Genomic DNA, 22118 nt, shown 5'->3' on the forward strand with positions numbered 1-22118 from the left:
CGCTTGCGGTTATGATCTGCCGAGCCGACTCACCTTGCGGACTCCCCCGTGGGGCTGGGGCGCTTCGTGCTTCCGATATGTCGGCGGCGTCATTCCATAATCGCCCATTCCGCGAGTTAGACCCTCGGTAATTGGTCGGCGCGAATTCGCGGTTTACCGAATGAGATCATTCCGCTCCGGACATAGGCCCGTCGCGTCAACGAACTCCTGAAAGGAATGCTCTATCTTTCTCATCTCTTGTGCTCAATCTACTCAACCCTTCCAGGGGCGAGCCGGCCGAGATGTCCCGCGTCGAAGGCAGATCCAGCCGGTGTGTATCCGGGGCAGAAAGCTACTCAGCGGTCACCGGCTCCAGACAATAACGCTGCCGAGCAATCCACTACCGATGGCGGGACAGGCTCGCGGACGGAAACGACTATTCCACCAGAACGATTTCATCACCGCCGTGCACCGCTCCTTCAACCAAAACGGCTGCATAGATTCCTGCTTCCCTCGTGATTTTGTGTCACGCATTGGAGTATCTCGGGATTAGGTTCAGGGCTTCGGCGTCAACCGGTGTGAACTGGGTATCGACCACGGTCACTGGATTGGTGGAATTTCATGAGGCAATTCCTGTCTGTGTTGAAAGCGTCAACACCCCAGGATAGGCATGAGAACCGACTTGCTTGCCGAAGTCCGTTTTAGAATCGTAGGCTTCGCTATCACGGTCAAGCAGCGAGAACATCCGCGATACGGGCCCGAATGAGTTCTCGCTCCTTGGCGCTGGTCTCGGTCGTAAAGCTCACGTCATATGCAATCATTGCCGGACGCCTGAGAACGGCGATGCGATCGCCGATCTCCAGCGCTTCACTGATTGAATGCGTGATAAAAACAGCCGTTTTTCCATTCTCCTTGACGAGTTTCACGAATTCGGCGCGCAACCGTCCCGCAGTCATTTCGTCCAATGCCGAAAACGGCTCATCGCAAAGAAGGATACTTGAATTCGTCGCGAAAGCCCGGGCGATAGAAACGCGCTGACGCATGCCACCAGAGAGCGCGTGAGGAAAGTCATTCTCGTGACCGCCTAGCCCGAGTTTCGTCAGCCACATCTGCGCCGTCGCGCGCCGCTCGCCCGCCGGCGTATCGAGCATTTCGAGTCCCAGCTCGACGTTTTCAATCGCCGTTCGCCATGGAAGGAGCCGGTCGTTCTGGAAAACGATCGCGATCTTCCCGCGGAAAGAATCGAAATCAGCGAATGGATTGCGTCCACTGACGCGAACTTCGCCACTGCTGGGTTCGGTCAGGCCGGCGATCATGTTGAAGATCGTCGATTTTCCGCAGCCGGTCTTGCCGAGGATAGCCAGCATCTCCCCTTGGCGCACCTCGAGATTAATGTTGTCCACGGCCCGGTATGACCCGGCCGCCCCCGGCTTTCCGAAGACTTTCGACACACGATCCAGCTGAATTGCGGTTCCGACAGTCGGACCGTCGCTCATATCGCCCGCTCCGAAACTGCCCGATAGCGAAAGGCCACGGTCTCGATGAGAGTCAACGTCGCCTGGACGAGCAGCACGAAGAATACCAGTTGAAGCGTCCATGCGAGTGCACCTGCCATATCGAACAGCTGTTGCTGCTGCAGAAGTTGATAACCAACGCCGCCAGTAGCGCCGACGAGTTCCGCCACGACCACGACGCGCGATGCGTTTCCGAGATTCACTTTCCAGGCCGTTAGAATGTCCGGAAGGATTGCCGGTGCAATCATCACCCGGAACAGCTTCATTCGCGTGGGACGGAAGCTGAACACCATCTCGACCAGGTCCTTGGACATGCCGCGAAGCGCGCCAAGCACCTGAAAGGCGAATGCCGGCAGTGTCGTCATCACCATGATGAAGAAGATGCGGAATTCGACACCATGAAACCAGATGATGGCGAACACGACCCAAGAGAGCGCGGGAATGCCCTGGAACAGCGTGAGGATCGGCGACAGGAATTTATCCATCGCCTGCGAGCGCGCCATGAGCAGCGCAAGGGCACCGCCGACGACAAAGGCTCCCGCCAGCCCTACGAGAATCCGCAGTACCGTCGCGAGAACGTCAGCAAACAATACACCACTCGAGAGAATTTCCAGACAGCGCCAGAACACGTCGACGAGCGAAGGAAACAGGAAACGCGGAAAGAACAGCGACGCGAACTGCCACAGCGCGATGACGACGACGAACGGCAAGACAGACATGCCCAGCCGCTTTGCCGCCGAAAGTATCCGCGACGCGGGCGTCAAGGCGTCCGAGTTTAGAACCTGCTCGCTCACTTTTCCGGCCTCTTGTAGATGGTTGATGCCGCCGGATCGGCACCCAGGAAGGCGATCGACTTGCCGGCCGCATAGACCGAATTGATTTCCTTCTCGACGTCGAAGGCCCACTTGACGTTCATTCCGAGACGATCATTGGCGCGGATCAGTTCGCCAATCGCCGTTTGGTCCTCAGGCGTACCCTTGGCTGCGATCAGCTTGGCGGCCTCGCCCGGATGCCCCGCAACCCATTCGGCTGCCTCCTTATAGGCCGCGAACAGCTTCTTCACGAGTTCCGGATTCTTCTCTGCCCAGGCAACGTGCGCGGCGACGCCGAGATACGGAATATTGCGGCTGCCCGTGAATTTCTTCCAGCTCTCGGTGATGCCGATGTCGATGGTTTGAATACCGGGCTTCTTGGAGTGCAATGTGGTGTAAGCCGGCTCCCACAACTGAATAGCGGTCGCTCGATCGGCGAGCGCATATCCAATGAGACCGGGGGTGGCCGTGTTGACCACCGAGAATTTCGACGTGTCGGCACCGAGCTGGCGCGCAAACCAGTCGAACATCACATAATTGGTCGTGCCCTTGGCCGCAGCCAGATCCTTGCCTTCCAAGTCCTTCAACGTCTTGATGCCCGGGCGGGATGTTACGACCGCGCCCCAGAAATCGAACAGATTGAAAAGATACGTAACCCTCACGCCGCGCGTATCGGCAAGGCCGACGGTCAGCAGCGCGGCACTGCCGCCAAGCTGGAATTCGCCCGAATTGAACTGCGCCGTGTAAGCGTCTGGCGTCCGCTCTTCGAACTTGATCAGAAGGCCGTTCTTCTCATCCAGCTTCTGCGCCTTGATGACCGGTGGAAGAAATGCACCAAGTGACGGAGCGCCAAAGACCACAATGGAAAGCTCCACCGGCGCTTGCGCACGGACAGGGGCGGCAACAAGCAGCGTGGAGATGCACGCGACACTCGCGAGAATTCTGATCATCGTCATGATTGTCCCTCCCGACATTATCTCTTGATCTTTTGAACCTTACGAGCCGTCTTGGATAAGCGGTAAAAAGTCGCGCACAGCCGCAGCGAATTCGTTCGCCGCTTCGACTGCGGAAATATGGGCGGCATCCAGCGTGACGAGTCGCGCGCCCGGTATGACCGAAACAATTTCTTCACTTCGCGCCGGCGGCGTCGATGGATCGTGCCGTCCCGCAATGACGAGGGCGGGACATGCGACGCGCGGAAGCACCGGCAAGACGTCCGTCGCCGCCAAAACCTCGCAGCACCCCGCGTATCCGGCCGGAGACGTGCCCGCGATCATGGCGGCCAGTCCGTCAACCCGCGATGCGTGTTTTTCGCGGAAACCAGATGTCACCCAGCGTTCCAAGGATGGCTGCACAAAAGATCCGACGCCGCGGGTCCGTGCCGTCGCGGCGCGATCGTGCCACATGGTTTCGGGCGGGAAGTTCGCAGCAGTGTTGGCAAGAACCAGTCCGCTCATGCGGTCGGATGCATGAATCCCGAGCCACATCGCCGTCAGGCCGCCGAGCGAAACGCCGCATACAGCAGCGCGCGAGATCTTGAGCGCGTCCAGAACGGCGAGAACGTCTCCGCCCAGTCTTTCGATCGTGTAGAGACTTTCCGGCGCGTCGGACTGGCCATGTCCGCGGGTATCGTAGCGCACCAGATGGGCATGAGGCGCAAGCCGTTCTGCAACTTCGTCCCACATGCCAAACGAAGCCGCGAGCGAATTGCTGAAGACAATAGCTGGCTTGTCGGGCGTACCGGATACGCTGACGGCCAGGCGAACGCCGGGCTCGACTTCGATACGCTGCGCTCCGCGAACGGCGATTTTCATGTTGCTTATTCCGCCGCGCCCTGAACGCGCCCTTCGAATTGCTTACGGAGCACGGTGAAGAATTTGCCGACGAGATGCTTTGACACGCTGCCCAGAATGCGCTGCCCGACGCCTGCGACAAGGCCGCCGATTTCGCCAACGCCTTGATAGGTGAGTTTGGACACGCCAGGACCTTCCGGCGTAATTTGGAACCGCGCCGTGCCGTTTCCGTGGCCCAGCGTGCCGGCGCCCGACACTTTTATGTTACAGGTCTTCGGCGGCTCTTTGTCGGAAAGCGAAATCTCGCCCTCGAAAGACCCACCCACCGCAGCAACGCGCAACTGCATCTCGACCTTGTAAGTATCCGGCGAGATTTCAGTCATGGTTTTGCAGCCGGGAATGCAGCGCGTCAGCACCACGGGATCGTTCAACGCGTCCCAAAGCGTCTCAACGGAAGCCTGGATCGTTTCAGCGCCGCCAATATCGAGCTTCATAATGTGCCCTCACAATCCGAAGAGACGTTGCGCAAGTCCGCCATTGATGGCGGTTCGTTCAGCGTCCGAAAACGAGGTCTCGGCGACAATCTTGAGCGGGGCGAGATCGCCGATTGGGAACGGCATGTCCGATCCCATCATGACGTGGTCGGCGCCGACCACGTCAGCGAGAAAACGCAGCGTGCGCGGATCCTGGACGATGGTGTCGTAGTAAAGTGCAGCCAGCGCGGCATCCGGATCGCCGAGCTTGTCCTTATCGAGGGAATAGTTGCGCCGGAGGCGACCAATCACATAGGGCAACGCCGCGCCGCCGATCCCTGCAACGATCTTGGCCTTCGGATAGCGCGTCACCGCGCCCGAATAGATCAGCCGGGACATTGCAATCAACGTATCTGTGATGCGGCCGATCGCATTGGCCATGCCGTAATCATGGACGCGGTCATCGCCGCTCTCGAACACGGGATGAATGAAGATCACCGAGCCCAATTCATTCGCGGCTTCCCAGAACGGCACGAGATTCGCATCGTCGAGAACGCCGCCCTTCCCCTTCGGCTGCGTGCCGATCAGTGCGCCCTTGAACCCGGCCGAATGCGCTTCCCTCAAGACCGCCGCTGCGTGCGTTCCGTCCTGAAGCGGGACTGTCGCCAACGGGACAAACCGTGACTCATCCTTTGCTGTCAGCGCCAGATGCGTATTGATGAGCCGCGACCAGCGGGCACCTTCCTCGGCCGGAACTTCATAAGCGAACATATCGAGCCAGCCGCCAACCACCTGGCGCTCCACCTTCTGCGCGTCCATCCACTGCAGACGGGCCGGCAGATCGCTGAGCGGCTTGGAGACTGGACGCGTCGGCTTGCCGCCCGCGAATGAAAAGCCAAAGCTCCCACCCTCTTCGATCAAACGGATCGACGGAAAACTTGCCGCCTGCAACCGGATAGCGTCGAGCAGGCTTGGGGGAACGAGATGTGCGTGGCAATCGATAATCATCGAGTCTATCCTTGTTGTTGATTTTGCTTGGCCGACGCAACGGCGTCGCTGATGGCAGAGATGCGAATGGGCAACTTGGAGAACGAGATGCCGAGGCTGCGCACGGCATCATTGATGGCATTGGAAATAGCCGCGGGCGCGCCCAGATAACCGCTTTCGCCGGAGCCTTTTTGTCCAAACACCGTGTAGGGAGACGGCGTGCAGTGATGCACGATCTCGACCTTCGGCACCTCATGCGACGATGGAAGGAGGTAGTCCATGAAGCTTTGGGTCAGCATCTGTCCCTCGCCGTCATAGACGAACTCTTCGAGCAACGCTGCGCCGATTCCGTGAGCAATGCCGCCCAAGGTCATGCCCTTGACGATGTGCGGATTAATGACGGTGCCGCAGTCATGGCCGATGACGTAGCGGCGAATCTCCGGCTTTCCGAGAATGGGATCTAACGCGATCAGGACCACATGAAATTCGAACGAGTGGCACGGGTACATCTGGACCCGTCCATTTTCCGGCAGCTTGTCCCCGGTCGGCACTTGCATCACATGCGTGGTCTCAAGCCCCGGCTCCATGCCGGTTGGAAGCAGATGAAAATTGCGGTGAGCAATATTGACGAGTTCGCCCCATCCCAAATGATCGCGGCTCTGTCGAGCGGTCGTGCCACCGCCTGCGTATTCAACCTCATCTTCGCCACAGCCGAACTGGTGCGCGGCAATCTTGACCAGTTTGGCTTTGAGCTTCTGCGCGGCGTGAAACGCTGCGCCACCGAGCATGATCGCCATCCGGCTTCCGACCGGCGTATTAGACGGCAGGCATGCCAGCGAATCCGGCCGAACAATGCGAATAATGTCGGGATCGATTTCCAGAACTTCCCCGATCACCGTTGCGACCAGCGTCTCGTGCCCCTGCCCCGCCGACGTCGTATGGATTGCGACCGTGACGTACCCGGGTCCGTCCACATTGATGCGGCAGGAATCCATCCACGTGGTCGTGTTGTTCTTCTCGTTCAGCAAAGGCTCGAACGACGAGTTGCCTCCGCTGGGCTCCAGACACGCGGCAATGCCTATACCGGCGAGCATCCCGGACGCGCGTAAGCGGTCACGCTCCTTCTCCATCGCCGGGTAATCGATGTGGGCGAGAACCTTTTCGACGACCGTGTGATAGTCGCCGCTATCGTAGCGTGTGCCGCTCGGGATCAGATACGGAAATTCTTCCTTGCGGATGAAATTACGCCGGCGGATTTCGATCGGATCCAGCCTGACCGCGACCGCGACTTTATCGATCGCCGTCTCGATCGCATAATTCGTCGGCGACTGGCCGAAACCGCGCACCGCTTCCTGGACGGCCTTGTTCGACGTCACGGATTGCGCGCGATATTGCACGCTATTGATCTTGTACGGCCCGACGATCGCGCCGATTGGCTTGCCCAGTTGGAAAGGCGCGCGGCCGGCGTATCCGCCGGCATTGTCTAGCGCGCGCATTTTCATCGATCTGACGATGCCGTCATCGTTGAAGGCGATCTCAACATCGAAAATGCGCTCGGGACCGTGCGCGTCGCCGCCGCGCATGTTCTCGAGCCGATCCTCGATCAATCGCACGGGGCGGCACAGCCGTCGCGAAAGATGCGACACAAGAACCGTATGCTTGATACCGCGCTTGACGCCGTAGCTCCCGCCGACATCGACATCCTGATGCACACGAACATTGTTGGCGGGCAGACGCAGAGCGCGGGCAATCTGGTCGGGATATTTCGGCATCTGAATAGACGCCCAGACATCCAGCATCTCGCCCCACGCGTCCCAGGAGGCCGTGACACCGAACGTCTCGATCGGCACAGTCGAATTGCGCCCCCAAACGACGCGGAATGAAAGATGGCGCGGGCTCTCGGCAAAGTCCTTCTCGACCTCGCCCCAGACGAAAGTCTTGTCGAGCAGAACATTCGAGCCGTGAGCAGGATGGACTGGCGGGCTACTCGGCTGGAAGGCCTCTTCGGCGTCCGTGACAAACGGCAGCGGCTCATAATTGACGCGCAGCTTTTCGGTCGCGTCCTCGGCTTGCGCGCGCGTTTCAGCTACGACGGCGGCCACCCATTCACCCGCATACCGGGTCTGACCGACAGCGAGCGGATAGCGCTTCACATTCGGCGTATCGAGGCCGTTCATCAGGGGATCGACCGCGGCCGCCAGCTCCTCACCGGTGAGAACGTAGTGCACGCCCGGCATCGCCAAAGCAGCCGAACTGTCGATCGAGATGATGCGGGCAGACGGATGCTGCGACGGCAGGATCGCCACGTGAAGCATGCCCTCAAGGGCGATGTCGGCAATATATTTGCCACGTCCTGCAACGAAACGACGATCCTCGCGGACGCGCCGGTTGGCAGATACGAAACGGAGGGTGGATGGATCGGCGCTCATTTCGAGTTCTCCGCTGCCACCCTGAGGCCTCGCGGCGCATTCGATCTCTTTAGGCGATCAGCGGCAAACTCGATCGCTTCGACGATCTGCCCGTAGCCGGTACAACGGCAGATATTTCCCGAGATGGCTTCGACGATGTCCTCGCGGCTCGGCTCGTGCGTACGCTCGAGAAGCGCATGCGCGCTGAGAATCATGCCCGGCGTGCAATACCCGCATTGCAGCCCGTGAGTTTCGCAGAAGGCGTCCTGTATAACGCTCATTTCACCGGGCGCAGCCGCCAAGCCCTCGATGGTCGTGATCTCGTAGCCGTCGGCCTGAACTGCGAACATCAGGCACGAGCGCACCGGTTCGCCGTCGAGCAGCACCGTGCAGGCGCCACAAACGCCGTGCTCGCAGCCAGCATGCGTTCCGGTGAGAAGGAAGTCGTCGCGCAGCGCATCCAGCAACGTCTTGCGCGGCTCGACATCGCCGGCGCGACGTAACCCATTGACACTGAGTTCGATTTTCATCGGGCCTCTCCCCGGGATTTGCTACCGTTCGCACGATCTCGCGCATCTTCCAGCGCCCGCGTGCAAAGTGTAACGGCGACACGACGGCGGTAGTCCGCGCTCGCATGCAGATCATCCATCGCATCGAGATTAACAGCCGCCGCGCTTACAGCGCCTGACAATGATTTGGTTTCGAGACGGCTTCCGATCAGCGAAGACATCTCCAGCTTGAGAGCCCGATCGCCGACACCGCCAACACCGAGCGCGACTTCGAGGCAGCGGCCTTCATCGTCGATTGCAACCTGAGCCGCCGCGGCCACGAAGGCAAAATCGGAACGGCGCGCGCTGATTTCATGAAAGCCGACCCCAACCCGCTTGTGTGCCCAAACCGGGAAGCGAACCGCGCTGAGGCATTCGCCCTGGCCGATGGTGGTCAGCATGGGTCCGATGAAAAAGTCGTCCGCCGGTGTCGACATCGGGCCGTCCGGGGTTGCTGCTTCGATTTCAGCGCCGAGTGTCACCGCGACCAACGGAATTTCGGCGGAAGGATCGGCGTTCGCGATCGAGCCCCCGACAGTCCCGCGATTCCGGGTGGGGGGATGCCCAACCCAGGGCAGCGCGAGCGCGAGCAACGGAACTGATTTTCGGATGACTGGGTTGTCCAGCGCGAACGCCTGTCGCGTTGTCGCACCGATCACGACTGAGCCGTTGTCTTCGTGAATGCCTGCAAGCTCGGGCAGCCGCAGAATATCGATCAATCTGGCCGGCCGCGCGAGACGCATGGCGAGCATTGGAACGAGCGTCTGGCCGCCCGCGATCACACGTGCGTCTTCGTCTGCTGCGAGCAACGCGCACGCTTCGGCAAGCGAACCCGGTCTGACATAATCGAAGGGAGCAGGTTTCATGGTGCGTCAGCCGAGCAAAAGGCCAGCGATCGCTGGCGAGAGCACCGAGACGGTTTGATTCTTGAGCAAGGGTCCGTTGACCTCACTTGCCTTCTTGACCGCGGCCCATTCGCTGTCGGCTCCGAAGGCAGCCCATGCGGCCTTGCACGCCTCGTCGCTCGGAAAGCGGGTCACATATGTGAGGCGGCCGTCTTCCTCAGCGGCAACAAATGCGCCGACCAGTTCGATACCATGGCGCGGAAAGAACTTCGCAGCGACCTCGTCCTTGAAGCGCTTGCGCATCGCCACTGCGCAACCATCCGCAGCCTCATACACCCGAATTTCGTAAACCAAGACGCTCTCCCCGTGGTCGGTGGCCTGGATCCCACCGCCGTTTTGTGACGGTTCCGAAATAAGAATGCGCAGCGGCGATTGTCAAATACAAAATAAATCAATCATCGAATTTTTGCTCATATGAACTGATACAATTATTACATTGTTATATTTTGCGGCGAAATTCTCCAATAGTTTCGATATCAACACCAAAGATTTGCCTTCGTCAGGGAGGGATTGAAACGATTTCGGAATTGTACTATTCGACAATACCGCGACGATTTGTCGTTTAATAAGCTCGGCACGGGGGACAAAATGAGCGATTGGGTACCGATCCTCCCGTCGAACGGCGGGCCGCGTTATCTCGCATTCGTCGACTCCCTGGAGGAGGACATCGCGAGCGGGCAGATCAAGCCGGGCATGCGGCTGCTGCCCCAGCGTGAAATGGCGCAGAGACTCGGCCTCAGCATCGGAACGATCTCGAAGGCGTACGCCGAAGCGGAACAACGCGGCCTCATCTCCGGCGAGGTCGGGCGCGGCACCTTCGTGCAACGTCGCAAACCGGAGCAGCGTGGCGGCTACGGCTCATCCGATACCACGATCAATCTCGCACTGAACGTCCCCCCCTACACGGGCGAAGACGAAGTCATCGCATCGGCACTGACCGAGATCGCCACGCAAGGCGAGATGCCGAACCTGTTGGGCTATTTGCCGCATCAGGGAATGCGACGCCATCGGGAGGCGATGGTGATCTGGCTCTCAACGCTGGGCGTAAAGGCCCACCCGGATGAACTGTTCATCACCCACGGCGGTCAACACGCTCTCTCCGTCGCGCTCAATATGGTGACATCACCCGGCGACGTGGTGCTCACCGAGAGATTCACGTATTCCGGAATGACCGCCCTGTCTGCGCAGAACGGTTACCGGCTGCACGGCGTAGCGACCGACACCCACGGCCTGGTCCCTGAGGCGCTTGATCGAGCTTTCAGTGAAACCGGCGCCAAAGCCCTTTTCTGCATGCCAACCTTGCAGACCCCAACCGGCGTCGTGATGCCCGAAGACCGCCGCGATGCTATCGCAGAAATTGTGCGCGAGCACGGCGCCTATTTGCTTGAAGACGACGCCTACGCATTCCTTTTCGAGTACCCGCTCCGCCCGATCGCTGCGCGCATTCCCGACCGTAGCTTCTATGTCGTGAGCTTTGCAAAGTGTTTGGCGCCCGGCTTGCGCATCGCGGCGATGATCGCACCGCCGTCGTTCCGCGACAGATGCAACAACGCCATTCGTGCAACAGGCTGGATGGCTACGCCCGTCATGGCCGAAGTTGTCGCAAGGCTTATTCATAACGGCGACCTGCTCCGTCAGGTCAAGCGCAAGCGCGAGAAGGCCACGGTGAGGAATGAAATCGCAAGCAGGGTTCTCAGCACCTGGCTGCCGCCGATTTCATCCCCTCCAGGATTTCATCGTTGGCTCCCGCTTCCCGCAGGCCGCACCCTGAATGCACTCGTCACGCAGGCTGCCCACGCAGGAATCACGCTCGCGCCGCCCGGTGCCTTGCAGCAGGTCGATCGCGGAACGCTCGGAATTCGAATTTGCCTCGGGCACCCTTCTACAGAGGCAGAGCTTGAGAAAGCGATGGTCGAGATCAAGCGGATTCTTGAAATGACGGAAGCAATATCCTTTGTCTGACGCGCCGTGCGCCGTCCAAACGCAAACGGGTCAGAGTTCGCATCAGCCTAGAAGAAAAGTCGGCGAGTCCGGTGGACGCTGATCAGGAACACAAACCAATGGAACCGTTCGCTCCTGTCACGCTTGTGATGGCGGCGTTTCTTCTAGCGGGCCTCGTCAAGGGCATCATCGGGATGGGCTGCCAAACTTTTTAACAAAGCGAGATTGTGAAATGGGCGGCACCGATCAAATTCAGCGGCATTGCCGTTGATTGACGATCGCACTTCAAAAAATGCTTCTGCCGTGGAGCCCCACGGCAGGACGCATTCAATCGAGGAACCAGGCGATTTTATGATCCGTAAAGGCAAGGGACGGTGATTTCCTGCATTCCCTGCTCGAATGTCTATCAAACTCACGGGGCGGATATCACATGATCGAGCTTCGTCAATTTAGACAGTTCATCGCGGTTGCGGAGGAATTGAGCTTTCGACGCGCTGCCGAGCGGCTCAACATGGCCCAACCTCCCTTAACAGCCACCATAAAGCGCATCGAGGATGAAATTGGAGCGACTCTGATAGAGCGCACAAATCGCATAACACGCCTGACCGAGGCCGGTCGTGTTTTCCTCGAAGAGGCTCACAAAACCGTCAATCAGGCGGAGCGTGCCATGCTCGCGGCGCAACGCGCCGGCGCCGGCCTCACCGGAATGCTGCGAGTCACCTTTGTTGCAAGCGCCGCTCGTGAAATTCTGCCGTCAATCTTGCTGCGATTTCGAGAGCACTATCCAGCAGTTCAGCTCGAGCTTCGCGAGGCCATGACAGCCCAGCAGATCGTGTCGTTGGCGAACGACGAAAGCGATCTGGGTTTTGTAATCCCGCCCCTCCAGAATGCGGAAAACCTGAACATCGAGGTAATTGCCCGAAACCGGCTCGTCGCAGCGGTCCCCGAAGGACATCCCCTGGCGAAGGCTGATCAGATAGCGCTTTCAGACATGTCTCAGGATTCGTGGATCATGTTCGCGGCCCGCCAAGGCCCTGGCTTGCATCGGATCATCCACACGGCATGTGCCAGGGCAGGATTTTCACCCAGGATTGGGCAGGAAGCTCCTCAAATGGATACGATCGTTAGCCTTGTCGCAGGCGGAATGGGCGTCGCCCTCGTATCGAGGGCACTCGTGGTCGGCGGGCGCCAAGGTGTCGCCTTCCGCGAATTGGCAGGCCCCGGAACTCCGGTCGAATACGAACTGGCAATCGCCTACGGCAGTTCATCTCCCGTTCTAGACGCATTCGTCGCTGCAACCAGATTGCACGCCAAGTTGATCGCGCCAGAAGGCATGTGATCAACGGCATCCTAGGGCGGCGCAAATCATATTGCCGCCGTTTCGATGGATGCCGTCAACACTTGCAGTTATATCGCTCTACTGCCCCGAGAGGCTCCGAGGACCAAGACCATAGAGACGATCAGCAAACCAGCTACATAAAAGAGGCCGGCTGAAAAACTCCCTGTTAGGTCGCGCAAGACGCCAATGACTGCGGGGCTTACCGCCGAGCCCAGAAGTCCCACTGCGCTGATAAGGCCGATTCCTGCCGGACGCGCTTCCTCGGAAAGCAACGCTTGCGGCAGTGTCCAGAAGACACACATCGCACAGAACGCTCCCGAAACAGTGAAGACGAGACCGACGAGACGCAGGACAGGATCCGGGAAGAAAATCACGATCAGCCAACCTATCGTGGCCATCGCGAGAGCTGCAACGACATGCCCGGTCCGTTCCTGAGTTTTGTCGGAGTTGCGAGTCCATAGCGGCATCAAAATAAGAGCGCAGACCGCCGGGATGGCGGTTACAAAGCCGACGTACGAAAGCGAATAGGCCTTCAACACTTCCCGAACAATGGTCGGAATCCAAGTCGCATTCGCGTTGATGGTATTCACCAAGCAGAAGTAAGCGAATGCGAGCAGGAGAATTGTTGGCTCTGTGACCTGCTTCCAGACCGATGCAGTCGACCGGGGCTTTCCCGTCAATTCACCGCGAGCGATAAGCCCGGCCAGAGTGCTTTTGTCTGACTCATCCAGCCACGACGCGTCCTTTGGCTTGTCTGTGAGATAGAAGTACGCAGCTACACCGAGAAGAACCGCTGGAAGCCCCTCAAGAAGGAACATCCACCGCCAGCCTTGAAGGCCCAGAACGCCATTCATGTGCTCCAAAATGATTCCGGATATGCCGCCCCCAATCACCATTGCCACCGGCTGGGCCATCATCAAACGACCGTTCGCACGCGCCCGATGCGAGCTGGGAATCCAGTATGTCAGATACAACAAAACCCCGGGGACGAAACCCGCTTCGAGTACGCCGACAAGAAACCGGACAACATAAAGACTGTTTGGACCAGCCACCAACATGGTAGCGGCGGAGGCAAGCCCCCATGAAATCAAAATACGAGCGATCCAGACGCGGGCCCCGTAGCGGACCATAAGAAGATTGCTTGGTATCTCACAGGCAACATATCCAACATAAAAGATGGAATTCGCCAATCCAAAGACCGTAGCGGTCAACATCAGATCCTTATTCATCGACAGCGCCGCGAAGCCGATGTTGATGCGGTCAAGGTAGTTGATGATGTAGAGCACAAACAGAAATGGGATAATGCGCCGCCATACCTTTTTGATGGCCTCCCCGCCGTTCAATTGCTCGACTGCATAGTGCTCTGTTGCGATGGTGGTCACTGGTGCGTTCCAACTCTGTTCTGATTTATTGCGCCTAATCACTTTGAGTTTCAGGCGAGTTCTACGGCAGAAGACCTCACTCTCCCACCGCCTTAGAAGCTACTCCGGAGTGATGTTTGCGCGGGCCACAACCTCCGACCAACGTCGGATTTTGCTATCGACGAATCCCGTGAACTCCTCGCCAACAAGCTGGCTCGGCTCGACGCCAAGCTCCGCGAACTTTTCCCGAGTTACAGGTGATTCGTTGATTTCCTTCATCACCGCTACGAGCCGCTTGTACACCGGCGACCCGTTCGCTTGCGGCATGAAAACTGCGAACCAGACTTCGACATTGAACCCCTTGACGCCCGACTCATCGAGTGTCGGCACGTCCGGAAGCAGCGATGACCGCTTAAGGCCGGTCACTGCAAGGACCCGGACCAACCCGCCTTTGGCCGCGTTGATCACCGTCGGCAGGGAATCGAACAACAACGGAATGTGGCCGCCGATCAAATCGTTCATCGCCGGACCATTCCCCTTGTAAGGAACGTGAAAAATGTCGACGCCCGCCATCTGTTTGAACAATTCACCTGAGAGATGATTGGAGCCTCCCGTGCCCGACGATCCGAACGGATATTTTCCGGGCTCCTTCTTCAGCATCGCAATCAATTCCCCGACCGACTCGGCCGGGACACTATTGCTGACAAGAATCGCGTTCGGCGCAGCCGCCACCATGGCAATGGGGGAGAAATCCTTGCGCGTGTCATAAGGCAGGTTCTTGTAAATGCTCGGAGTGATGACATGATGGGTTGCCGTCAGCAGCAGAACCGTTCCGTCGGCGGGCGCCTTGGCTACTTGCTCAGTACCAACCATTCCGGACGCGCCCGGCTTATTCTCAACGTAAGTCCTTACGCCGAGTTTCTCGCCAAGAAGCCTCCCGACAACGCGGGCAAGCACTTCGGTTGGGCCACCCGCCGAGAACGGGACGATGATGCGGATCGCACCACCCGGTATCTCTGCCACCGAACTTCGCGACCCAACCGAGCCGAAAAGCAACAAAGCGATCGTCACAAGCACAAGTTTTCTCATTGCCATTCCTCCCGAGATCTTCTCCTATTTGTTGAAGTCTGGACGTCACGAAGCCGCATCAAGTCGCTTGAACAAGCTTCTTCACTGGCGTGGGGTCGAGATTGAAGAGACGCGCAGCATTGAGGCCAAGGATATTTCGCTTCGCCTGCTCGTTCAGGAAAGGCAGATCGCAGATCTCCTGCGGAAGGTCGAAATCGAAGTGCGGCCAATCCGACGAGAACATCAGCTGCGTTTCCGCTTTGATCATCTCGAAGGTGTTTTCAAGCGCCTTCGGATGCGTGGTTTCCATGGGCTGCGTTGTGTAGAAACAGTTGGTGTTCATATATTCGCTCGGCATGCGCTTGAGCTGCGGCGCCTCGGACGGCCGCATCAAATACTGGTCGTCAAGCCGTTGCATCAGGAACGGCACCCAGGCGAGCCCACTCTCGACCCACATGGTCTTGAGCTTCGGAAAGCGCTCGGGGATTCCGTTCAGGATCCAGTTCGTCATATGGACCATATTGCACCAGGCAAAACCCAGCGCGTGCATGCCGAGAAAACGATTGACGGTCGCCAGCGACGGATCCTGCCAGTGATAGCCGGCATGGAAAGCCAAAGGCTTTCCGGTCTCCTCGATCATCGAATAGAGACGCATGTAATCGTTGTGATGCACAGGCTTGTTACGAGTGCTCGTCACGCAGAAGCCGATCACACCTTTCTTATCACCGAACTCTTCCACCGCGCGTTCGGCCTCCTTCGGCGTATTGAACGGCAAGTAGATCAGGGTCTTGATCCGGTCTTCCGCGGACAGGATCTTGTCCGCCATCCATCGGTTATAGGCCCGGCCGAGCCAGACCTCCATTTCGGTTTGCGGGTGCATGCCGAGAAACAACATCGGGGTCGGAAACACGACCATGTTGTCTACTCCGAGTGAGTCCATCGCGCGCCGTGTCAAGGTGACGTCGCGGTGGACATCGGTTTCCTTCACGATCTCGCGCTGATCGTCCTGATGGGGGATTCGTCCCCCGACCGACTGATAACGCAGACCAAGATCGCCATTCAGGCCAAACGGCGGCGCGCCGATCCGCTCCGCCTGATAGCGCATCGCGTTATCGCGAATAACCGGATCCTCGATATAGGTAACGACTTCCTTCCAGGAAACCGTCTCCACATGATGCGCGTCGATATCCACGACGAACCAGTCCTGCAACCCGCGCTTAACCGCGTTGCGCTTTGCGTGCGCGAGCACGTCGCGCGTATCGGTATAAACGTCGATCTGCTGTGTTGCTGCGAACTGGGGATCGATTTTTTCTCTGATATTCATGATTTTTCCCCTGGATAATAAGTGTCTTCGTCCGGCCGCCGGCGATACCAGAGTGCAAGCTCCACCGGACCCAGATGTAGCGCGCGCAGCATTTCCGAGACGGCTGACAACAATTCGGTCGGCGTCATTTCGCTGTCGCGTTCACCAGCGATAGGCGGGAACGTCCGCTCCTCCCCATCTGATTTCGCGACATACAGGCGGATCGCGGCCGTCATTATTTGCGCGACGGATTCGTCGGAGACGCGGCTCGCTTCGCCCGCTTCAACGAGTTCGCGGGACGCGCTCAACAGGTCGGGAGCGAGAGAGTCGATCCACCCGTACTGATCGTTACGCCGATCGCTGTCAGACTCGGACATAGATCTCTCCATCCCTGATGGTTGTTTCCGCCTTGCGAAGCCGGATGCGCGGGTTGCCCTGATGGCAGCCGGTTTTGATGCTGTATTCGTAGCCATGCCAGGGACAGACGATGTTCGTTTCCGACTCATCGTACTCCATGGCACGCACGGTGCGATCTTCCGCGACAGGTTCGAGCACTCGCTTCATCATGCGCCCTTGGCAGATCGGCCCTGCCCGGTGGGCGCAGCGATTGTGCCAGGCATAAAACTCGCCCTCGATCTTAAAAACCGCGACTTCCATGTCGCCGCAGACAATTACCTTGCGATCGCCATCGGCGTAATCGGCCACCTTCCCTGCGTTGTATTCGAGCATTCCCTATTCTCCCTGTATTCCGCTTGGATTAATGGCAATGCGCCGGACACGCGATCGAGCAGTTTGTGCGGCGATACGCTCGGCTTCGACAATGACGTGGCGAGGTCTCGCGGTGCCCGCAGCAGGATCGATCGTCTCATTGCAGTACCGTGCCTCTATGCATTCTAGAGTTTCAACCCGCAATATCGCGTTTCAGAAGGAGTGATACGCTGCGCATATCATGAGAGCTGGCGGCTTTATGCCGCGCCGCAAACGTGCCGCCGCCCGCCAAGAGCCGAGTGGTTTGAGAGCATCGATAAACATCTGCACGCAACATCGATCGTGGCGGCACGCATGCGTATCGCAATCAGAAAATCAGAACTTGCGACAAAATGCTGGTGATGAGCCACCGCTTGGAGCCGTTTGGACAAACCGATGGTGCAAGGAAACTCTCCCGCGACACATCGGCCGCGGAAGATCCACTTTTCTCGAAAATCTGTCCTGATCAATCGATCGGAGAGATCGTCAGGATTCCGGGCTTCCTTGCGAGACGAACTTGGTGGTGAGATAGGCCTCCACGGCTTCAAGTCCGCCTTCGGAGCCGTAGCCTGAGTCCTTGACACCGCCGAACGGCAGCTCGGGCAACGCCAGTCCGTAATGGTTTATCGACAGCATTCCACTTTCGATACCGGCCGTCAGCGCCGTCGCGGTCTTCACGGACCGTGTATAGGCGTAAGACGCGAGTCCATAAGGAAGACGGTTCGCCTCCGTCATGACTTCGTCGAAATCCTTGAAGCGGGACATCAGCGCCACAGGACCGAACGGCTCCTCGTTCATGGCCCGCGCGGACTTCGGCACATCGACGAGTACGGTCGGCTCGAAGAAGTAGCCCTTGTTCTGGCTCCGCTTGCCGCCGGTCAGCGCCTTCGCGCCATTCTTGATCGCATCATCGACAAGCGTCCCGATCGCAGCCTGACGGCGATCGTTGGCGAGCGGCCCGACGGTCACTTCCTGATCGAGACCGTTGCCCACCTTCAGCGCCTTCGTCTTTGTGACGAACTCTTCGACAAACTGATCGTAGACGCCGTCCTGAATCAGAAAGCGCGTCGGCGCGATGCAAACCTGACCGGCGTTGCGGTATTTTCCGCCCGCCAGCACGGTCGCCGCGAACTTGACGTCGGCGTCGTTGAACACGATCGCCGGCGCGTGACCGCCAAGCTCCATGGTGATGCGCTTCATATGTGCGCCTGCCAGCGATGCAAGCTGCTTGCCGACCGGCGTGGATCCTGTGAAAGAAACCTTGCGAATTGCCGGGTGCGCGATCAGATAATCCGAAATCTCGGACGGCACACCATAAACCAGATTGACGACGCCCTTTGGCAAGCCGGCGTCGGCCAGCACGCGGATCAACTCCGCTGGAGAGGCCGGGGTTTCTTCCGGTGGCTTGATCACCACCGAGCAACCTGCCGAGAGCGCCGCGCCGAGCTTGCGCACTGCCTGACTCATCGGGAAATTCCATGGCGTAAACGCCGCCACCGGGCCGATCGGCTCCTTGATCACGAGATTGTAGACTCCCTCGCCGCGCGCCGGGATCATGCGCCCATAGGTGCGGCGGCCTTCTTCGGCGAACCAATCGAGGAAGTCGGCACAAGACAGAATCTCGCTCTTTGCTTCTGCGACGGGCTTGCCCTGCTCAAGGGTCATCATGGTCGCGATCGAATCCACACGTTGACGCAGCAAGTCCGCAGCCTTGCGCAAGATGCCGGAACGATCGAGCGGCGACATCTTGCGCCAGACCTGGAAGCCGCGCGCCGCGGCGTTCACCGCAAGTCCGAGGTCCTCGCGCTGGGCATGAGCGACTTCGCCGATCTTTTCTTCCGTCGCCGGATTGACGACCAGAATCGTTTTTCCGGACAGACTGTCGCACCACTCGCCGTTGATGAAGAGCTGAACTTTCGACATGGGACATTCACCCGTTTGTTGACTTTGGAAACTGTGGTCGCTGCATAACCGAGCCATCATCGAGCAGCAAGGTTCCAACCCGTGACGAAGTTGCTCTCCTGCGATGCAACAACATAGATGCCCGGCGAGCTGGCGCATCATATCGAAAGAGGCTTGACTTGCTCTCCTCGTAATCGCACGATCGTGCAAATAAATATGCCGACGGATTGTCACAGGGGGAGGGATAATTGTCATACTCTATCAATCGGAAGGCTTCATCCCTGCTGCGGTTTGCGTTTGCGGTCGTTGGCAGCATTCAGTTCCTGTCTGCGAGCGCTACCGCGCAGCCGCTTGAAGTCGTGAAAATCGGCTGGCCTGCCGGCTTTGCCTCCAACATGGCGCATCTGACGTTTGGCAATGAACTGGGTTTCTTCAAGGAGGAGGGCCTGGACTACGAGATCGTCTCCATGCAGGGGACCTTCCCCGTCATTCAGCAAATCCTGTCGGGCGGATTCCACACCGGCTATGTCGGGGTGGAAACCGTGGTCAATGCGCTGCAGCCCGGCGCAACGCCGATCCCTCTCCGGTTTGTGTTCAACTACACGCGGCAATCGATTTGGGAAATCGTCGTCCCCGAAAACAGTCCGATCAAGACTCTTGCCGACCTTAAGGGAAAGACGATCGGAATCGCCGGCCCGACGTTCGGAAACGTTCCGGTCACGAAGGCTGCTTTGGGGACTGTCGGCGTGCAGCCCAATCAGTATTCGCTCTTTACCGTCGGCACCGGCGGTCCGGCGTTCCGTGCGCTTACGACCGGACAGGTCGATGCCTTGAATCTTTGGGACACAATGCATGCGACGCTCGAAGCCAGTGGCCAGCAGCTGCGCGAGATAAGCTTTCCAACGGGGTTGCAGGGTAACCCCAGTCACGGATTTGCCGCAACCGAGGAGTTGATGAAAACTAGGCCGGAGTTCGTTGCTCGTTTCGGCCGCGCCATTGCAAAAGGCATCGTTGCTTGTGACACCAACCTGGAAGAGTGCATCCGATCGTTCTGGCGAGCTTATCCGGCGCAGAAGCCACAAGTGCCGGAAAGCGAAGCGATGGCGAAAGAAACCAAGATACTCGCGGCCCGCATGAAAAAGCTGTTGTACTTCGGGCCGGGAGAAAAGCCGCTGCTCGGAAGCTTTACGGATGACGAGTGGCGTGGCGTCATCAAATCACTCAAGCTCGGCGGTGTTATCTCCGTCACCGATCTGCCGATGGACAAGCTTTACACCAATCGTTTCGTCGCCGAGTTCAACAAATTCGATCGCGCGGACGTCATCAAGCGCGCGAAGGCCGCCACAAAGTAACTCCATCGCCGACAGCCTGGCATAAGAAAGCCGCCGACAATGTCGGCGGCTTCTTTGTTGGCATATTGGGATAAGCCAAACTTTATGCGGTCGGCTCGAACACCGGATAATTCGTGGTTCCCGCCTGCACCCAGACGACACGAACCGGCATGTCGATCTTCACGGATTTCGGGTCGCAATTGATGATATTGGTCAGGATCCGCACGCCCTCTTCCAGCTCCACACTCGCGATCAGGTATGGCTTGACGTCCTTGAATGGAGGCGGTGCCTTGTACGACAGCGAGAACGAATAGATTTTCCCTCGCCCGCTTGATTCACGCCATTCGAGCTTCCGCGAGCCGTTGTAGACGCTGATCGGCCGCGGATAGAACTGATATTTGCCTGACTGCGGACAGTATTGAAGCATGAGCTTCTTGTCCTTCGCGCCATCCCAGAATGGCTTGCTGAAGTTCAGAGGAATCGGAGCGGGACGCTGTCCCGCCAAGGGATCGAACTCGATCGACATTTATGCTGCCTCCAAAATCAATGCGGTGCTTGAGCCCCAGTTCCGCCCGTAGGGTATCCATCCAATGCCGGTCACGATGGCATTGGCGTTATTCTTCACCTGACGCGAACCCGCCTCTCCAAAGAGCTGACGCAATGCCTCAGACAAATTGTGAGCGCCGCCCGCCAATCCGGCCTGCCCTGCCGAGATCTGCCCACCGCCGGTGTTCAGTGGCAGATCGCCGCGATAGGTAAAGTCGTGCTCGTTGACGAACTGGCAGCCACGCCCGGTTTCGCAAAATCCGAGATGCTCAAGCTGCATAACGATGGCGATGAGAAAGTCATCGTAGGGATGAAACATCTTGATGTCGGAGGGCTTCATGCCGGCACGTTCAAACGCCCGCTTGCCGGCGGCGCGGTGGCCGCCTTCGGTGATATCCGGCGTCTGATTGGTCTCCAGGTAGTTCACCCGCTCGCCATAGCCGATCGGATGCACCATTTTCTTCGCGCCGAGTTTCTTCGCACGCTCGGTCGTCGTGACGATGAAAGCACTGGCGCCGTCGCATACCATGACGCAGTCGAGCATCCGGATCGGATCGGAAATCATCGGTGAGGCAAGATAGTCGTCGACCGTGATCGGCTTTTTAAGCTTTTCGCATGCGAGATCGTTCATCAGCGCGTGGTTGCGCTGCGTGACCGCGAGCTTGCCGAGCGCCTTGGGATCCAGACCGTACTGGTGGTCGTAGCGCTGACTGATTAGGGCAAAATATCCTGGAGGACCCATGATCCCCATCGGATACTGGAATTCGCCGCGGAATGCGCCGATGGCCTGTTTGTTTTCACTCGATTGCGGATCGGACGCGATGACAACAACGGTTTCGCAGAGGCCTGCCTTGATCGCGGCAGCGGCGCGGGCGATGTTGCCGGAGGCAGAAGCACCGCCGAGATCCGTCACCTGGCACCAGTTCAACTCAAGCCCGAGATAGGCCGACAGGATCGGCCCATAAAACGGATTGCCCGCGTCTGCGAAGCTGGAAGACACCGCCATGCCATCAATCTCGGACTTTTCAATCCCTGCGTGCGCGAGGGCGCCGGCCATAGCTTCGCCGGCCCAGTCATAAACGCTGCGGCCCGAACGAAATTCGATCTTCGTCTCGGCGCAGCCGATAATTGCGATATCGCGATTTACCATTGAGTGTTTCC

At 58.5% G+C, this 22118-nt stretch carries 21 protein-coding genes; 3 read left to right on the top strand and 18 right to left on the bottom strand.

Annotation, left to right across the window (positions count from 1 at the left end):
* Positions 1-707: 707 nt before the first annotated feature.
* From FFI89_RS23680 to FFI89_RS23725, 10 genes are read right to left on the bottom strand one after another with little or no spacing between them, the layout of a single operon-like run.
* Positions 708-1475, bottom strand: coding sequence for an ABC transporter ATP-binding protein (locus FFI89_RS23680; RefSeq protein ID WP_168213012.1), 768 nt, complete (start codon positions 1473-1475; stop codon positions 708-710).
* Entirely contained in the window at positions 1472-2287 is an 816-nt protein-coding gene (locus FFI89_RS23685; RefSeq protein WP_138830015.1) for an ABC transporter permease, read from the bottom strand. Before FFI89_RS23685 ends, FFI89_RS23680 begins: the two co-directional genes overlap by 4 nt.
* On the bottom strand, positions 2284-3261 hold the full coding sequence (locus FFI89_RS23690) for an ABC transporter substrate-binding protein (protein WP_168213013.1): 978 nt from the start codon (positions 3259-3261) through the stop codon (positions 2284-2286). The genes FFI89_RS23685 and FFI89_RS23690 overlap by 4 nt, the downstream gene beginning before the upstream one ends.
* A gap of 39 nt (positions 3262-3300) precedes the next feature.
* Positions 3301-4119, bottom strand: a complete 819-nt coding sequence (gene pcaD / locus FFI89_RS23695; RefSeq protein WP_138830017.1) for a 3-oxoadipate enol-lactonase — start codon at positions 4117-4119, stop codon at positions 3301-3303.
* Between the two features lie 5 nt (positions 4120-4124).
* Positions 4125-4592, bottom strand: a complete 468-nt coding sequence (locus tag FFI89_RS23700) for a carbon monoxide dehydrogenase subunit G (protein ID WP_138830018.1) — start codon at positions 4590-4592, stop codon at positions 4125-4127.
* A gap of 9 nt (positions 4593-4601) precedes the next feature.
* The gene (locus FFI89_RS23705) at positions 4602-5579 is read right to left on the bottom strand and encodes an amidohydrolase family protein (protein WP_138830019.1); all 978 of its coding nucleotides are present in this window, start codon (positions 5577-5579) and stop codon (positions 4602-4604) included.
* Positions 5580-5584: 5 nt separating this feature from the next.
* A complete protein-coding gene (locus FFI89_RS23710; RefSeq protein ID WP_138830020.1) occupies positions 5585-7987 on the bottom strand; it encodes a xanthine dehydrogenase family protein molybdopterin-binding subunit in 2403 nt (800 codons plus the stop codon).
* Complete coding sequence (locus FFI89_RS23715; RefSeq protein ID WP_138830021.1) at positions 7984-8496, bottom strand: (2Fe-2S)-binding protein; 513 nt, start codon at positions 8494-8496, stop codon at positions 7984-7986. The genes FFI89_RS23710 and FFI89_RS23715 overlap by 4 nt, the downstream gene beginning before the upstream one ends.
* Positions 8493-9380: a xanthine dehydrogenase family protein subunit M gene (locus FFI89_RS23720; RefSeq protein WP_138830022.1), complete on the bottom strand. Its 888-nt coding sequence runs from the start codon at positions 9378-9380 to the stop codon at positions 8493-8495. Before FFI89_RS23720 ends, FFI89_RS23715 begins: the two co-directional genes overlap by 4 nt.
* 6 nt (positions 9381-9386) lie before the next feature.
* Entirely contained in the window at positions 9387-9713 is a 327-nt protein-coding gene (locus FFI89_RS23725) for an NIPSNAP family protein (RefSeq protein WP_138830023.1), read from the bottom strand.
* Between the two features lie 294 nt (positions 9714-10007).
* Between FFI89_RS23725 and FFI89_RS23730 the strand changes: the two genes are divergently transcribed.
* Both FFI89_RS23730 and FFI89_RS23735 read left to right on the top strand, forming a co-directional pair.
* The gene (locus tag FFI89_RS23730) at positions 10008-11381 is read left to right on the top strand and encodes a PLP-dependent aminotransferase family protein (protein WP_138830024.1); all 1374 of its coding nucleotides are present in this window, start codon (positions 10008-10010) and stop codon (positions 11379-11381) included.
* A gap of 409 nt (positions 11382-11790) precedes the next feature.
* Positions 11791-12699 (top strand): LysR family transcriptional regulator, encoded by a 909-nt coding sequence (locus FFI89_RS23735; protein WP_138830025.1) that lies wholly within the window; start codon positions 11791-11793, stop codon positions 12697-12699.
* A 68-nt stretch (positions 12700-12767) separates the two neighbouring features.
* On the opposite strand, the gene FFI89_RS23740 is transcribed toward FFI89_RS23735, so the two are convergent.
* The 6 genes from FFI89_RS23740 to FFI89_RS23765 form a co-directional block, all read right to left on the bottom strand.
* Complete coding sequence (locus FFI89_RS23740; protein WP_168213014.1) at positions 12768-14081, bottom strand: MFS transporter; 1314 nt, start codon at positions 14079-14081, stop codon at positions 12768-12770.
* Between the two features lie 99 nt (positions 14082-14180).
* Positions 14181-15149, bottom strand: coding sequence for a tripartite tricarboxylate transporter substrate binding protein (locus FFI89_RS23745; RefSeq protein WP_138830027.1), 969 nt, complete (start codon positions 15147-15149; stop codon positions 14181-14183).
* Between the two features lie 58 nt (positions 15150-15207).
* Positions 15208-16452, bottom strand: a complete 1245-nt coding sequence (locus FFI89_RS23750) for an amidohydrolase family protein (protein WP_138830028.1) — start codon at positions 16450-16452, stop codon at positions 15208-15210.
* Positions 16449-16808: a hypothetical protein gene (locus FFI89_RS23755; RefSeq protein ID WP_138830029.1), complete on the bottom strand. Its 360-nt coding sequence runs from the start codon at positions 16806-16808 to the stop codon at positions 16449-16451. Before FFI89_RS23755 ends, FFI89_RS23750 begins: the two co-directional genes overlap by 4 nt.
* Complete coding sequence (locus FFI89_RS23760) at positions 16795-17160, bottom strand: Rieske 2Fe-2S domain-containing protein (protein ID WP_138830030.1); 366 nt, start codon at positions 17158-17160, stop codon at positions 16795-16797. Before FFI89_RS23760 ends, FFI89_RS23755 begins: the two co-directional genes overlap by 14 nt.
* A 504-nt stretch (positions 17161-17664) precedes the next feature.
* Positions 17665-19101 carry an NAD-dependent succinate-semialdehyde dehydrogenase gene (locus FFI89_RS23765; RefSeq protein WP_138835611.1) on the bottom strand — a complete coding sequence of 479 codons (1437 nt, stop codon included), beginning with the start codon at positions 19099-19101 and terminating at the stop codon, positions 17665-17667.
* A 227-nt stretch (positions 19102-19328) separates the two neighbouring features.
* Here FFI89_RS23765 and FFI89_RS23770 point away from each other — a divergent pair, with 227 nt between their 5' ends.
* Positions 19329-20432: an ABC transporter substrate-binding protein gene (locus tag FFI89_RS23770; protein ID WP_138830031.1), complete on the top strand. Its 1104-nt coding sequence runs from the start codon at positions 19329-19331 to the stop codon at positions 20430-20432.
* An 82-nt stretch (positions 20433-20514) separates the two neighbouring features.
* Here FFI89_RS23770 and FFI89_RS23775 read toward each other — a convergent pair whose 3' ends face one another.
* Positions 20515-20937 (bottom strand): Zn-ribbon domain-containing OB-fold protein, encoded by a 423-nt coding sequence (locus FFI89_RS23775; RefSeq protein ID WP_138830032.1) that lies wholly within the window; start codon positions 20935-20937, stop codon positions 20515-20517.
* Entirely contained in the window at positions 20938-22107 is a 1170-nt protein-coding gene (locus FFI89_RS23780) for a thiolase family protein (RefSeq protein WP_138830033.1), read from the bottom strand.
* Positions 22108-22118: the final 11 nt, after the last annotated feature.

Origin of the sequence: Bradyrhizobium sp. KBS0727 (assembly GCF_005937885.2) — a bacterium.
Taxonomy (GTDB): Bacteria; Pseudomonadota; Alphaproteobacteria; order Rhizobiales; family Xanthobacteraceae; genus Bradyrhizobium.

What these genes read in the sequence shown, in the direction of transcription:
- FFI89_RS23680 (WP_168213012.1), bottom strand. Translation starts at nt 1,475, where the DNA reads ATGAGCGACGGTCCGACTGTCGGAACCGCAATTCAGCTGGATCGTGTG.
- FFI89_RS23690 (WP_168213013.1), bottom strand. Translation starts at nt 3,261, where the DNA reads ATGACGATGATCAGAATTCTCGCGAGTGTCGCGTGCATCTCCACGCTG.
- pcaD (WP_138830017.1), bottom strand. Translation starts at nt 4,119, where the DNA reads ATGAAAATCGCCGTTCGCGGAGCGCAGCGTATCGAAGTCGAGCCCGGC.
- FFI89_RS23700 (WP_138830018.1), bottom strand. Translation starts at nt 4,592, where the DNA reads ATGAAGCTCGATATTGGCGGCGCTGAAACGATCCAGGCTTCCGTTGAG.
- FFI89_RS23705 (WP_138830019.1), bottom strand. Translation starts at nt 5,579, where the DNA reads ATGATTATCGATTGCCACGCACATCTCGTTCCCCCAAGCCTGCTCGAC.
- FFI89_RS23710 (WP_138830020.1), bottom strand. Translation starts at nt 7,987, where the DNA reads ATGAGCGCCGATCCATCCACCCTCCGTTTCGTATCTGCCAACCGGCGC.
- FFI89_RS23715 (WP_138830021.1), bottom strand. Translation starts at nt 8,496, where the DNA reads ATGAAAATCGAACTCAGTGTCAATGGGTTACGTCGCGCCGGCGATGTC.
- FFI89_RS23720 (WP_138830022.1), bottom strand. Translation starts at nt 9,380, where the DNA reads ATGAAACCTGCTCCCTTCGATTATGTCAGACCGGGTTCGCTTGCCGAA.
- FFI89_RS23730 (WP_138830024.1), top strand. Translation starts at nt 10,008, where the DNA reads ATGAGCGATTGGGTACCGATCCTCCCGTCGAACGGCGGGCCGCGTTAT.
- FFI89_RS23735 (WP_138830025.1), top strand. Translation starts at nt 11,791, where the DNA reads ATGATCGAGCTTCGTCAATTTAGACAGTTCATCGCGGTTGCGGAGGAA.
- FFI89_RS23745 (WP_138830027.1), bottom strand. Translation starts at nt 15,149, where the DNA reads ATGAGAAAACTTGTGCTTGTGACGATCGCTTTGTTGCTTTTCGGCTCG.
- FFI89_RS23750 (WP_138830028.1), bottom strand. Translation starts at nt 16,452, where the DNA reads ATGAATATCAGAGAAAAAATCGATCCCCAGTTCGCAGCAACACAGCAG.
- FFI89_RS23755 (WP_138830029.1), bottom strand. Translation starts at nt 16,808, where the DNA reads ATGTCCGAGTCTGACAGCGATCGGCGTAACGATCAGTACGGGTGGATC.
- FFI89_RS23760 (WP_138830030.1), bottom strand. Translation starts at nt 17,160, where the DNA reads ATGCTCGAATACAACGCAGGGAAGGTGGCCGATTACGCCGATGGCGAT.
- FFI89_RS23765 (WP_138835611.1), bottom strand. Translation starts at nt 19,101, where the DNA reads ATGTCGAAAGTTCAGCTCTTCATCAACGGCGAGTGGTGCGACAGTCTG.
- FFI89_RS23775 (WP_138830032.1), bottom strand. Translation starts at nt 20,937, where the DNA reads ATGTCGATCGAGTTCGATCCCTTGGCGGGACAGCGTCCCGCTCCGATT.
- FFI89_RS23780 (WP_138830033.1), bottom strand. Translation starts at nt 22,107, where the DNA reads ATGGTAAATCGCGATATCGCAATTATCGGCTGCGCCGAGACGAAGATC.